This is a genomic window from Paenibacillus sp. FSL W8-0439 (assembly GCF_038008995.1).
Taxonomy (GTDB): Bacteria; Bacillota; Bacilli; order Paenibacillales; family Paenibacillaceae; genus Paenibacillus; species Paenibacillus polymyxa.
Map to the genome: position 1 here is coordinate 4968313 of NZ_JBBPAK010000001.1, position 13299 is coordinate 4981611.

12 protein-coding genes and 1 pseudogene are annotated in these 13299 nt (G+C 41.0%); 5 read left to right on the forward strand and 8 right to left on the reverse strand.

Going from position 1 to position 13299, the window contains the following annotated elements:
- Window positions 1-35: 35 nt before the first annotated feature.
- Complete coding sequence (locus MKX36_RS21555; protein WP_340865656.1) at window positions 36-1205, reverse strand: MGDG synthase family glycosyltransferase; 1170 nt, start codon at window positions 1203-1205, stop codon at window positions 36-38.
- A 69-nt stretch (window positions 1206-1274) separates the two neighbouring features.
- On the reverse strand, window positions 1275-1856 hold the full coding sequence (locus tag MKX36_RS21560; protein ID WP_090890989.1) for a DedA family protein: 582 nt from the start codon (window positions 1854-1856) through the stop codon (window positions 1275-1277).
- Window positions 1857-2131: 275 nt separating this feature from the next.
- Between MKX36_RS21560 and MKX36_RS21565 the strand changes: the two genes are divergently transcribed.
- From MKX36_RS21565 to MKX36_RS21575, 3 genes are all read left to right on the forward strand, one after another.
- Window positions 2132-2698 (forward strand): class I SAM-dependent methyltransferase, encoded by a 567-nt coding sequence (locus MKX36_RS21565; RefSeq protein WP_340865658.1) that lies wholly within the window; start codon window positions 2132-2134, stop codon window positions 2696-2698.
- Between the two features lie 96 nt (window positions 2699-2794).
- Window positions 2795-3475, forward strand: a complete 681-nt coding sequence (locus MKX36_RS21570) for a response regulator transcription factor (protein ID WP_107734499.1) — start codon at window positions 2795-2797, stop codon at window positions 3473-3475.
- Window positions 3468-4571: a sensor histidine kinase gene (locus MKX36_RS21575; protein WP_340865663.1), complete on the forward strand. Its 1104-nt coding sequence runs from the start codon at window positions 3468-3470 to the stop codon at window positions 4569-4571. The genes MKX36_RS21570 and MKX36_RS21575 overlap by 8 nt, the downstream gene beginning before the upstream one ends.
- 294 nt (window positions 4572-4865) lie before the next feature.
- Here MKX36_RS21575 and MKX36_RS21580 read toward each other — a convergent pair whose 3' ends face one another.
- From MKX36_RS21580 to leuB, 6 genes are all read right to left on the reverse strand, one after another.
- A complete protein-coding gene (locus tag MKX36_RS21580; protein ID WP_340865665.1) occupies window positions 4866-5855 on the reverse strand; it encodes a D-isomer specific 2-hydroxyacid dehydrogenase family protein in 990 nt (329 codons plus the stop codon).
- Between the two features lie 140 nt (window positions 5856-5995).
- The gene (locus MKX36_RS21585; protein ID WP_107734497.1) at window positions 5996-7342 is read right to left on the reverse strand and encodes a 2-hydroxycarboxylate transporter family protein; all 1347 of its coding nucleotides are present in this window, start codon (window positions 7340-7342) and stop codon (window positions 5996-5998) included.
- A gap of 17 nt (window positions 7343-7359) precedes the next feature.
- Window positions 7360-8628 (reverse strand): aconitase/3-isopropylmalate dehydratase large subunit family protein, encoded by a 1269-nt coding sequence (locus MKX36_RS21590; RefSeq protein WP_107734496.1) that lies wholly within the window; start codon window positions 8626-8628, stop codon window positions 7360-7362.
- Between the two features lie 7 nt (window positions 8629-8635).
- Window positions 8636-9145: a LeuD/DmdB family oxidoreductase small subunit gene (locus MKX36_RS21595; protein WP_107734495.1), complete on the reverse strand. Its 510-nt coding sequence runs from the start codon at window positions 9143-9145 to the stop codon at window positions 8636-8638.
- Between the two features lie 10 nt (window positions 9146-9155).
- Entirely contained in the window at window positions 9156-10298 is a 1143-nt protein-coding gene (locus MKX36_RS21600; RefSeq protein ID WP_340865667.1) for an aconitase family protein, read from the reverse strand.
- A gap of 1 nt (window position 10299) precedes the next feature.
- On the reverse strand, window positions 10300-11400 hold the full coding sequence (gene leuB, locus MKX36_RS21605; protein WP_290410308.1) for a 3-isopropylmalate dehydrogenase: 1101 nt from the start codon (window positions 11398-11400) through the stop codon (window positions 10300-10302).
- A 393-nt stretch (window positions 11401-11793) separates the two neighbouring features.
- Between leuB and MKX36_RS21610 the strand changes: the two genes are divergently transcribed.
- Both MKX36_RS21610 and MKX36_RS21615 read left to right on the forward strand, forming a co-directional pair.
- Entirely contained in the window at window positions 11794-12837 is a 1044-nt protein-coding gene (locus MKX36_RS21610; RefSeq protein ID WP_290410309.1) for a LacI family DNA-binding transcriptional regulator, read from the forward strand.
- A 143-nt stretch (window positions 12838-12980) separates the two neighbouring features.
- Window positions 12981-13108: pseudogene (locus MKX36_RS21615) on the forward strand (L,D-transpeptidase); the annotation flags it as partial.
- Window positions 13109-13299: the final 191 nt, after the last annotated feature.

Below are 13299 nucleotides of genomic sequence, written 5' to 3' on the forward strand. Positions count from 1 at the left end.
CTTTTTAACAGTAATGAATCAATGCTTGTCTTTCTTTAGGAGCATATATTTATTCCATTGACTCTATTGTTCATTTTCACAATTCCAAAAATAACTTCTAATGACGCAAACGCGGACTCTTTAGGATGGAACCGTTTAGTATTTGTCTTCATTTCCTGAAGAAGTTTTGCATCATTTAGCAATTTCGATAGCTGCTTTGTTAAATCCCGAGATGTCTCTGTATGAATGGCTACACCGGAGCGAACCAAAAAATCGGCATTATCCTGTTCTTGACCAGGAATTGGCTTATAAAGTAGCATCGGCAGTTCCATAGCAATCGCCTCAAAAGTCGTAACTCCTCCTGGCTTAGTAATCATAATGTCAGATACGGCCATTAATTCATGAACATAATGAATATAACCTGTTAAATGGATACGATGTTTGGAACCTTTCAGCTTCTCACTCAATTTAATTCGAAGCTTTTCATTATGCCCACAAACAATGATGAATTGTACAGGTTGAGGCAATTGATCAAATTCCTGAATCGTAGAGCTTCCATCGCCAATCATGCCGCAACCTCCTCCCATCACAAGCACAGTAGGCATATAAGGATCTAAACCATGCTTCTTTGCCGTTTTCACTCTTTCCATGGACTTAGAAAATTGCGGCCGAATAGGAATTCCTGTATCCGAAATCTGCGTCTCTTCAACACCTAACTGAATCAAAGAATCACGAACAATTTTGGAGCCTACGATATATTGATCGGTATAGGGATAGATCCATGAGCTATGATCGGTGTGATCGGTAATCGTAGTAACAGTAGGAATATCGATTAATCCATATGATTTTAGCTTCGACATCACGCCTGCGGCCAAAGGAAATGTACTTATTACTATAGTGGGTTGTACTTTACCAATTAATTTCATCATTCGTCCGATTCCAGTAGAGAAGACGATTTTTACGATATGGGATAGAGCGTTTGGCTTCCGTGTTTTCTGATATAGATATCCATACACTTGTGGAAATGTTTTGACGGCTTGCAGATAAAGCAATCGACTCCAATGATTCACATAGGGATGAATCCATTCCATAAAATCAATAACGACAGGTTCCATATGAGGAAACCGAATCTGCACTGCATCTTGCAGTGCTTGGGCTACTTGATTATGACCATTTCCATAATTTCCGGTAAGAATCAATATTTTTTCTTTCTTTACTTTTTTCATTGATTACAGTTCTCCTTATATCGTTTCAAAAAATCAAACCGTGTTGTCTTATTTATTTCATTCATCGTCTCATGCAGTAAAGATCAACTTGAACCACTTCGTTATGATAAAAGTGCCAACGGCTATTATTAGGGCAGCCACGGCTAATTTAGGATCGATTGTATCTAGCAAATTTAATATATGATGTCCAAAGAATTTGCCAAAAGCAAAGAATGTAGTGGTCCAAGCAAACGCGCTCAAATACGAAATCAAAGCAAACTTCTTGTACGAGACACCGTTGAGACCAACAAACACAGGCAGAATATACCGAACGACTGGAATTAACATTCCAAGACACATTGCAATATCTCCGTGTTGTTCAAAAAGTTTCTCTGCTTTCAAGAAATGACGGTTGTTTTGAAACTTGGGTTTGAATTTCTCTCCAAAAATTCTGCCTGCAAAATAAGCAAATGTAATTGCTGTAAACAAGCCAGCGAGGATAACCATATATACAATCCACGGGTTTAAAACTCCGTTGTTACTCAAAATTCCACCTGTTAGTATGGTTAACTCATTAGGAACTGGGATCCCGAATGGGCCTAAGCAGAAGGCTAGGAAAAAAAACAAATATCCATACTGATTGACTAGCTGTATGACGATATCGCTAATCATGTTCTAACCCTCCTCGTTATGTCAATGAGAGTATATTAGTATAAAAATCTTAGGAGATTATAGGGATATTTCTAAAGAAATTCTAAAGTAATTAACTGTTTCTTCTTATAAAAAAGCCTTACCAACTTGATTGGTAAGGCTTTTTGGGTTGGATGACATAGACTTTAAGCCTTCCATAGATGAATTCTTTAGATTTTCTTTAGAAATATACTCATAAATTCCTTAGTTTTTTTCAATATGATTTGTGTATATAAACCGTAATGGAGGATAATCAGTTGAAACTCAATGAAAATCTTTTATTTTTGCGAAGCTTTATTCACAGCCCAAAAAATGTGGGAAGTGTTATACCAAGCTCCCGGTTTCTGGCGACCAAAATGGTTAAACAAGCGCCTTGGAACGAGGTTAAGGCAGTCGCAGAGCTCGGTTCGGGTACTGGTGCCATCACGCGTTGTATCAATACCCAGGTAAGTGAGGCAACAAAAATGTTATTATTTGAGATGGATGAGACGTTGAGGAATAATTTACAGACAGAATATCCAGACTTCTCCTGTCATCCGAACGCTGAACGTTTAGTAGACGCAATGAAGCAAGAGAACATTCAGCAGTTGGATTGTATTTTTAGCGGACTACCTTTTTTTAATTTTGAACGTGAATTGAGAGATACCTTGGTTGAACAGATTTATAAAGCTCTCAAACCTGGAGGCTTATTTATCGCCTTTCAATATTCACTTCAAATGAAAAAGCAGCTTTCCGAAAAATTTATCATCGAAAAAATTGATTGGGTGCCTCTCAATATCCCTCCTGCTTTCGTTTACGTTTGTCGTAAAAGGGAAACGATGTAAACGGTGGAATGAACGTGGGCTAATTATGGATAACAATTTAATATGGCACCTTAAATCTCTTAAATCTACCAATTTTTAAAAAAGGAGCAGTCAGTAATGAATACAATCCTTGTTGTGGATGATGACTCCGAAATTCGAGATGTCATTCATGTATATCTACGCAATGAAGGATACCAGGTGATTGAAGCGGCTGACGGGGAGGAAGCTCTGAATGCTATAAAGAAAACATCAATTCATCTGGTTATCCTAGATGTCATGATGCCACGAATGGACGGGATCAAAGCATGTCTTAAAATAAGGGAAATCTCGAATATTCCGATTATCATGCTATCAGCCAAAGAAGAAGATATTGATAAAATCAATGGGCTGACTACCGGGGCCGATGACTACATGATCAAACCGTTTAATCCGTTAGAATTGCTTGCTCGCGTAAAAGCGCAGCTACGGCGTCAGTCATTAATAGGAAAAGAAGAATTTAATTCGCTTATCCTTATTAAGGACCTGGTGATTGATAAGAGTAAACATTCGGTAAAGTTAAAGGGGAATGAAATTTCGCTGACTCCTCTAGAGTTTTCTATCCTGATCTTGCTTGCCAGCCACCCTGGACAGGTTTTTAGTTCAGAGCACATTTACGAAAATGTATGGAAAGCGCCATACGGATTCTCTGACAATACGGTGATGGTTCATATTCGTAATTTACGAGAAAAATTAGAGCAATTCCCAAGAGATCCACAATATATTAAAACGGTGTGGGGAGTTGGCTACAAAATTGAATGAACATATACAAAAGCCAAAACGAAAAAAACGCATCCAGGTCAACATTTTAATCAGGATGGTGCTGAGTCTCATTATCACTATTGCTATAAATGATATTCTCATTTTACTTTTCCTGAAAATTAGCAATGTCATGGAATGGCATTGGTTTCGCAACTTTTTTCCTTATCTTCTTACCCCCTTGTTTATGGTTACGTTTATCTTTACTTTTTTAGTTTTGACACGACGAATCGTTAGAGACTTAATTACATTGGAGCAAGGGCTTCAATTTATTTCTGAAGGCAATTTACATTATCGGGTACCTGTGGTTCGGCAAGATGAACTTGGACGGGTCGCGCACAACATCAATCGAATGACCGAACGTTTAGAGCAGCAGATTGTAAAAGAACGTGAAATAGAAAAATCCAAGATGGAGCTGATCACTGGTATTTCACATGACTTGCGTACGCCTCTGACCAGCATTATCGGCTATATCGAGCTTTTAAGAACAGACTCATATCAAGATAAAGATGAATATACGCGCTTTGTTCAGAACACCTATAACAAAGCGATTCATTTGAAGAAGTTGCTGGATGACTTGTTTGAATATACACGGCTCACTTCGGTCGATACCCATTTAAATCTGAGAAGAATCAATTTATTTCAACTTTTGGATCAATTGTTGTTCGAGTTCGAACCCATTGCTCAAGAAAACGGTGTATATATCGTAAAGGATATCGGTGACTCCTCGATCATTACCTCCGTTGACAGCGATAAAATGGCCAGAGCAATCGATAATCTTCTCATGAACGCCTTAAAATATTCCTTAAAGCCGGGACGCATTTGCATTCGACTACAAGCAACTCCTGAGCAAATTACGATTGAGGTCGAAAATGAAGGAATTCCTCTCACGCAAGATCAAAAAGAGAAGCTGTTTGACCGTTTTTATAAAGTTGACCACTCAAGAAGCAGCGAAGGTATCCAAACAGGAGCAGGGCTAGGGCTTTCCATAGCAAGGAATATTGTTGAGTTACATCAAGGCACCTTAACGCTCAATCACACCAATAACACATTTATATTTCAGTTGAACTTACCTACAGATAGAAGCTCCAGTTCATAATCACTAAAAAGCATGAAAAAGCGGATGGATATTCAAATGGGAACAAAGACACGAGCAATTAGCCTGTAATATAAAAGCAGCCTGTAGTGGCTGCTTTTTTTTGATGCATTGATTCAGCCATGCTCCGTCCGTAAAGAAAATCGCTGAAAGTCTATTCAAAGCTGGCGATCACCGATGCGTAGCTTGAATATAATTAGGTGTTAAATAAATCCCTAGTTTAACCCACACATTTGCGAGTGGTGTCAACGGCGCTGGTACTACCCAAAATGAAAATGACCACTTGAGTCAAGATAACTAACTCTTGATTTCCCACTGACTCGTGCCATTATTCATAAAAGAGTTGAGCGATTTTAGCGCAATTTCTACCATATCACTCACCGCTTGATCAGTATAAAATGCCATATGTGGCGTTACAATGACATTGGGAAATGATTTTAAAATGGCCAGTTGGTGATTGTTCAGAACATTCAAACGGTGATCCTCATGGAATATTCCCAATTCATCTTCTATGACATCCAGTCCTGCAGCCCCTACTTTGCCTGTCTCGATGCCATGAATCAGCGCTTCGGTATCGATTAGAGGTCCCCGGCCACAATTCACGATGCAGATGCCATCCTTCATCTTAGCGATGCTTTCCCGATTAATCATATGGTAGTTGCTATCGAATAATGGTGCATGCAGGCTGATCACATCACTAGTGGAGATTAGCTTTTCCAGCGAAACATACTCTATCAAATCCCTTAGATTATCATTTTCGTAAATATCGTAACCTATAATGTTACATCCAAATCCAGAAAGATTTCTGGCAACAGTAGCTCCGATCTGGCCAGTACCTATAATTCCCACAGTTAAGTTTCTGATTTCTCTACCTTGAATACCTGCCAAAGTGTAATCCTGTACGGCGCCTCGCGCTAAAATTTGTTGTGCTTTACGTTCACACATTAGAATTAACATCGTAGTAAAATCTGCGACACTATTGGGCGAGTAGGTAACATTAGAAAAGCGAATGCCATACTCTTTAGCTGCAGCTCTATCTACATAATTGTATCCGGCGCTTCTTAAAGCGAGATACTTGACCCCAACCTTACTTAAAGCTTGCAAAGTTGCTCGATCCGCTTTATTGCTCCCTTGTATCGTTACAGCCTCAGCGTCTTGCGCTTGAATTGCGGTCTCGGCATTTAACTCTTGAGTCACATATCTGATATCCAAATCAAACTCATTCCCAAATTTTTTGAAGTATGCCGCTTCGTCAGGACGAGCTTGATAAACTACGATTTTATTCAAGGTGAAAACTCCTTTCGGCGATTGGCCTTATAATGGAAATGCGTTATTATCGGGCAGTAAATTGTGAACATTTTCACATTAATACTGCCCATATATCGTCCAATGTCAGCCGAATAGCGGAAACATTTTTAATTGGTGCATTATAAAAAGTATGGCAACAGCAAACTGATAACAATAACCATTATGGCTCCGCCGATCCGGTTGGCGATCGTTGCAAATGGCATCATCCCCATCCGCTCTGAAGTTGATAATACCCCGATAGCGCCGGTTCCTCCCAGATTTCCTAAATTAAGACCTACGGCGATCATCGAATCAATGGGGTGGAATTTCATAAACTTGCCGACGATTAATGAACCTACCACAGAACCGATAACCCCAAAAATGATAATGATAAAATTCGAAACTGTAAAATAGGAGGACACTTGGCTCAAATCAAGCGATGCAATCCCAATCCCCGTGATCAGGAACGGTAAAAAGTTTCGAACCATAAATCCTTGCCAATAGTCACTAGATTGGCACAAGGTATCATCCAAAAAGCCTGTTGCTTTCACGATAATGACCAAAATTACAGCCCAGGCTATAAAGTTAAGCTGTGGTATAAGGCTCTGCAAAATGTTACCGGCGATTATAAAAACAACCGAAACAAACAAGCCTGTACCTAATTTTGTAATATCTTTTTTCAAATCACTCGAGACTTTAGCTTTTTCTTGTGCAGGTTGATCTGCACTTTTGCGCACATTCTTCAGCAATTCGCCATTACCTGTTAGCGAAGGATAGCGCTTACCAAGTTTATGCAACAAGCCAGCGAAAATGACGCAAATCAGGTTCGAAATGTTCATGTATACTAGGAACTGCCCCGAAAAAGTTCCTGCCGGCTTGTGAAAAAGCGGGCTGTAAATGGACGGAACAACGGCGATTGCACCAGAAGAGCCTCCAGAATAATTCGGCAAACCGATCATAAACAGACCTTCCAGCAACGTTGAGCCTGTTAAGAGCGATCCTAGAACTAAGAAGATGAATACAAAGGCCAGAGCACCAATAATGCACGGTAATAGCCGTAATGAGATGGAGACAAGCACCTTCCGATCCATACTAAGAATCGAACCGATGATGATTGCCGACAAAAATAAATTAACAAAGCCCGATCCGATTAAACCAGAAATATTCGTCTGTACGTAATTCGGGATCAGACCAAAATACACGAGTGCGGAGCCACCAAATAACGGCAGGAGGATCGCCCCTCCCATCCAACTGCCGAAAATAGGAATGACGCCTCCAATATATGAGAACAAACCACCAGCCATCAAGAGAAATGCAATCGAACCGATAATATCTTTATTCAAATTCCCGGTATAGACCGCAAGCAATATAATGATAGAAAAGGGAATATAATATTTTAGCGACAATCCTGAAATCTTTATTTTTTTAAATTGAGTTATGAAATTCGACTTCGGCTGAATGGCGGTAACCCCAATTTGCTTATCCATAGTAAACTCCCATCTGATTATTGTTGTAGCGCAAATTGTTTAGCTGGATGAGTGATGACCCCCGTTAAGGCGGATGCCGCGGCTACTGCCGGGGAAGATAAATAAATCAGCGACTTCTTGGTTCCCATTCTGCCGATAAAGTTGCGATTGTTAGTACCTAGTACCACCTCATCGTCGCTCATTAAACCATAAGGTTGCCCGCAACATAATCCGCAGCAAGGGTGCGATACACTGGCACCGGCATCGATGAAGGTTTGAATATAACCGCGTTCCATCGCTTCTTTGTAAACGTTGATGGTTGCCGGAATCACGATCATTTTCAGGAAAGGAGCAATTTTTTTACCTTCAAGAATTTTAGCTGCCGTCTCCATATCTTCAATGCTACCGTTGGTGCAAGAACCAATATAAACCTGATTCAGTTTCGTTCCTTCGATTTCGGAAATAGGATGAACATTATCAACGCCTTGCGGACATGACAATTGGGGCTCAAGCTTACTGACATCGTAATGAAGAACTTGTTCATACTTGGCGTCTTCGTCTACTTTCAGCCAGGAAATATCATTGTAGTCCATGTCGTAATACTCGGCTGTTTTTTCATCTGCTTCGAATAATCCTACCTTTGCACCGGCTTCCAAAGCCATGTTGGCTATGGTGAATCGTGACTGCATACTCATGCTGCGCACGGCAGCTCCTGTAAATTCCATCGACTTGTACTGACCGCCGTCCGATTTGATGTCACCAAGGATTCTTAAAATAATATCTTTTGCTCCGACACCTTTCGGAAACTCACCATCAAGCACAATCTTGATGGCCGAAGGAACTTTGAGCCAGATCTCGCCCGTTGCCACAACTGCTGCCATTTCGGTATGTCCAATGCCAGTACAGAAACAGCCCGCCCCGCCATAGGTCGTTGTATGGCTATCTGTGGCTACGACGATTTCACCTGGTCTTGCGTATCTTAGTTCATGCATCAGAGAGTGGCAGATTCCCTCGCCCTTATGAACATTTTTAATTTGAAATTTTTCAGCCAGCTCAAGTCCATCCACAAAATGGGCAGGATCGGTATCCGCCTGGTTGGTCGGCATTAGATGGTCAAAGATGATTACTCCGCGGTCCGGGTAGATCGCTTTGGTCACATGCATATCCTTTAAAGCGCGCTTTAGGAACGAAGTGTAAATATCATGGATCATATATCGATCGGGCCGAGCGATTACAATATCACCAGGGGCCAGACCTTGTTCTCCCGTATTTTTCATTAATAGTTTTTCAGCCAGTGTATGTCCCATTGTTTTGTTATCTCCCTTCTGCTTCAACTTTTTCCATTCGTTTAATGATATTGGGGATTAGTCCGCCATCTTGAATAATTTCAAACAAGTTATCGGGCACCTTGGGAATGCTGAAGCTCTTACCATTGACGGTAACTGACTGGTTTACTTCGACAGTCAGGATGTCCCCTTCTTCACAGTGCTCAGGTATTTCCGCATTTTCAATCAATAGCATGCCGTTATTGATTGCATTTCTAAAGAAAATGCGGGCAAAAGATTTAGCGATGATGCAGTAAACACCATGTACATTAATCGCTTCGGCGGCCATTTCCCGCGATGATCCGCAGCCGAAATTTTTACCAGCTACAATGATGTCTCCCGGTTGTACCTGGGATGCAAATTCGGGGCGAAGTGTTTCAAGACAGTGCGAACCCATTTCTATTTTATCGAGGATAACTCCATGCCGACCTGCAATAATAGTATCTGTATCAACATCGTCCGGTAGTTTCCATATCTTACCGCTAAATTTCTTTTCCATAAAAGTCTTCTCATCCCTTCGAATTTAATGTAATACAGCCCTTCAACGCGGAGTTAGCGACGGATTCTGCAGAAGCTAGGTAAACCAGCGAGTCCTTTGAGCCGTTACACCCCTTATAATTCCAGCAACTAGCCGATAGCATCGTTTCGCCTTTGGCAATAACACCTTTTGAAGTTGTCACACAGCTGGCACAGCCTGTGCTCAAAATTTGCGCACCACTATCGATAAAGGTCTGAATTAACCCTTCGGAAATAGCCTGCTTGTAAACTTCATTAGTTTGTGGTCCAATCGACAACCGCATATTTATGGGAATCCGTTTTCCTTTCAAAATCGCTGCGGCTGTTCTCAAATCCTCAATACTGCCTCCTGTGCATCCGCCGATGAAACAAGCCGATAATGGAGTGCCTGCCAATTCAGCCGCAGGTTGCGATTGATGGATCGATCCCGGCAGAGCAACCATGGGTTGCACATCCCCTAGATCATAGCTTTCTTGGCCCGGTCCTTGATAATCTGTATGGAGAAAAGCTGTCACAGCGCCGCTTCTCGAAGCCAATTGGCAAAGATCTGTTGTTTCTTTCGGAGATAAGGAATTTAAGGCCTTGCCATAAAACTCGATAGCTTTGCCAGCGTACTTAAGTTCTTCCGATGCTAAAAAAGAAATTGCGAAATCCTTGATGGACGCTTCGGGTTTTAGTTGACCCGTAAGTTCAATGTACACGGTTTCCGGAACCACTATATTCATCTTGCCGTTTGTGCACACATGAAGCAATTCGGATGGATTCACATGTATTCCGAGAGCCTGCTTTACACCGAAAATGCTGTTATGCTTACCTGAAGAAACAACGATGTCACCAGGTTTTACATATTGATCCAGCAGAATGTGATATCCGATGCCTTGGGATTGGACAAATTTCAGTTCGTGCTTGCGAGCAAACTGGATGAGTTTTTTCTGTATTTCAGCTGATATGAAATTCCCAGCGGGAGTGTCAAAATAGAGCATTACGATCACCCGCTCAGGCGCTTCAAGCCGCTTTATATTTTCTAATTCATTTACAAATTCTAATGGTAAACTGTCACTTAAAACGATATAGTTCGGTTCAATAACTGTGGTTACTCCGGACTTTTCGTTCAAATTGGATTCGATCATCGTCATATCAAACTAGCTCCTTCCCAATTTCTCTTATCTTTTCGGATATGATAGACCCCATTTCGCTTGTCCCGATCCGTTTACTTCCCGGAAAGCAAATGTCCTTTGTTGCGTATTTTTCATCTAGTACCCGTTTAACCGCTCCCTCGATGGCTTGGCTTTCTTCTTCCAAACCAAAAGCAAAACGTAGCATCATCGCACCGGATAAAATAGATCCGATTGGATTAGCGATATCCTTGCCTACAATGGAATAATCTTTATTGTGTATTTGGTTAGGTGTAAACAGACCTTTGCCCTGGCGATTGAGCTCCGCTGACGGAAGTACATTCGGTGTTCCTGCCAATGCGGATATTTCATCCGAAAGGATATCTCCGAACATGCCAGACGTTAGAATGACGTCATAGTTATGAGGATCGGTAATGACCTGCGCGGCTGCATCATCAATGTACTGATTCACCAGAGCTACATCCCGATAATCTGCACTAACCTCTTGGACAACCTCACGCCACAACTTCGAACTTTCCAGGATGACCGCCTTATCCAAACTTGTGACCTTCTTGCTGCGCCCACGAGCAATTTCAAACGCAGCGCAAGCATTCGCTTTGATCATTTCTTCGTTATAGTACTCTTTATCGAATGCTTCTTTGCCATAATCCCCGATTCCTCGGTATCTTTGGGACATGAGCATGCCGCCGGCCAGATCACGAAGCATAAGAATATTAAACCCCTCGCCAATAATACTGTTCTTCAGTGGACTCAATTCTGCCAATGATTTATAAACAGAAATCGGCCGAAGATTTATCTTAAGCTCTAGCTTTTTCCTAAGTAGAGAAAGAACATAGCTTGGACGCTTTTCTTGTGGCAATTCCGGATACTTGTCGAGCCACAGGCTTCCGAGTAATATCGCGTCGCTTTCTTGACATTGCCTTAGGCTCTTATCAGGAAGGGGTTCACCGTATTTTTGAACAGCCTCGGTTCCGGCTTCACATCTTTCAAAATGAAAGGTATGATGAAATACGTTGCCGACTTCATTCATTACTTTGATCGCTTGGTCAACGATTTCTTTGCCGATACCATCTCCATGAATAACCGAGATATTGTATGCCATCTACCTCATCTTCTCTTTTTAATATTACGGAATCATATTTTTAATCATCCAAAGAGATCACCGTTATATTCCTTGGATTTGCCGAAACATAACAATAATTACGATTACACAGTAAGTACAACGTTGTACTTAAAAATCAATATTCTTATCTATCCACTACACACAAGGCATTCACGCTTCTCCTTTCTAAGGTTTCGGACACATTTTGAAATTAAGTTGAGTACAACGTTTTAGTATAACGTTGTACTCGTTGACAAATTCATTTTATATCAATAGAATGAGCAAATCAAGGACATGTTCTATTTTTCACAATTGTTCACATTTACAGAAAATTAGATTATGATTATATTTAAGGAAAGTATGACCAATTAGTTATTAGATTGGAGACCTAAGATGGTTACACTGAAAGATGTTGCTAAGTTGGCTGAGGTATCTGTTTCGACAGTTTCCATTGTCATTAACGGCAAATCTAAGGAACGAAGTATTCCCTCGACAACCTACAATAAAGTCATGAAAGCCATAGATGAATTGGGATATCAGCCGAATGTTAGTGCAAGACGTCTGCGCAATTTAGATCGGGCCAAGCCGATCATTGCCTTATATTGGACATTAGATGCCCGGACGAACATGCTGGCGGCATTGTTGGCAGGGATTCAATCGGAAATAGAAAAAAAACAATTTGATTTCGAGCTTGTTATACGTATTTATACGAACGATCAAATCGCCAAAGACGCTAAAGAGATCATGAATAATACGTATAATGGAATTATTATTGGTGCTACTTCCGAGGCAGATCTGGCGTATTTGGAGTCATTGTCGCCCCGCATGCCAATCGTTTTGATTAATCGCCAGTCTAAAAAATTCTCCACAGTTTATGTTGACTCTGGCGAAGTTGCATTAGAGGCGGTTTCTTTGCTTACTAAGCAGTCGGTACAACATATCGGAGTAGTCGCAGTGGAAAGTCCTTATGTTGCTTCCAACCAGCGTATAAATGCTTTTCTTGAAGAATGCAGGAAGCAGCATATTGTGGTTGATCAATCACAAATTATAACAGCTCCGAATTCGCTTGCCGGAGGAGTTACAGCTGCAGAGAGATATCTTCAAATGACGGATAGACCTAAAACGATATTCTGTGAATCGGATACTATCGTTATGGGAATGATCCATGAATTTAACCGTTTGAAAATTAAAATCCCTGAGGAAGTTGCTATCATATCGATCGGGATGACCGGACCAGACGCTACCCAGTATTCTACACCACCCATTACGGCCATCGATATACCATCTGAGCAAATAGCCGCTGCAGCTATATCTATACTGTATAAATCGTTATCCCAGAAGAACCTACATGAACGGTTGTTACCTGTTCATCAAAAAATAGCTCCAACAACTTATATTCGAGCTTCATTCCCTTTACCGCCGGATGATAATCCTTAACTTTCCGAGCGCATGAAAGGCTGATCATATGACGAAGTGCTGTCTCTTTAAAATAAATAGAGCGAGACTGAAAAACACCTTCAAGAAAATGCACCATGTCGTAAGATATGGCACAACCTTGGAAGTGTTTTTTTGTGGTAAGCCTACCATATTCTATTGGACAGCATCAGAGCCATGGTTGTATTCGAATGCGGAACCACGATGTCATGGAATTATACAATCGGTCCCCCTAGGCACAAAATTAACAATATATGGCCATGTATTAGGAGAGTCTGATCAAATGTATAAAAGGAACTGGGGTTAGTGGAGTAATACTTAGAAAGAAATAACTGTAAGTGGGGTTACAGGTGATTTGTTGCTCTCCACTTGGGCGTTTCTTTTATGATGAAGAAATTCGAGTTGAGGAAAGGTGCTCTAAGTGACAGGTACAGTTTCCCGATTGAATGACACATTAATGGCTTT

Bases quoted from the DNA above. Each gene is read 5' to 3' on its own strand.
- MKX36_RS21610 (WP_290410309.1), top strand. From the start codon at position 11,794: ATGGTTACACTGAAAGATGTTGCTAAGTTGGCTGAGGTATCTGTTTCG.
- MKX36_RS21600 (WP_340865667.1), bottom strand. From the start codon at position 10,298: ATGACGATGATCGAATCCAATTTGAACGAAAAGTCCGGAGTAACCACA.
- MKX36_RS21570 (WP_107734499.1), top strand. From the start codon at position 2,795: ATGAATACAATCCTTGTTGTGGATGATGACTCCGAAATTCGAGATGTC.
- leuB (WP_290410308.1), bottom strand. From the start codon at position 11,400: ATGGCATACAATATCTCGGTTATTCATGGAGATGGTATCGGCAAAGAA.
- MKX36_RS21560 (WP_090890989.1), bottom strand. From the start codon at position 1,856: ATGATTAGCGATATCGTCATACAGCTAGTCAATCAGTATGGATATTTG.
- MKX36_RS21585 (WP_107734497.1), bottom strand. From the start codon at position 7,342: ATGGATAAGCAAATTGGGGTTACCGCCATTCAGCCGAAGTCGAATTTC.
- MKX36_RS21595 (WP_107734495.1), bottom strand. From the start codon at position 9,145: ATGGAAAAGAAATTTAGCGGTAAGATATGGAAACTACCGGACGATGTT.
- MKX36_RS21555 (WP_340865656.1), bottom strand. From the start codon at position 1,205: ATGAAAAAAGTAAAGAAAGAAAAAATATTGATTCTTACCGGAAATTAT.
- MKX36_RS21590 (WP_107734496.1), bottom strand. From the start codon at position 8,628: ATGGGACATACACTGGCTGAAAAACTATTAATGAAAAATACGGGAGAA.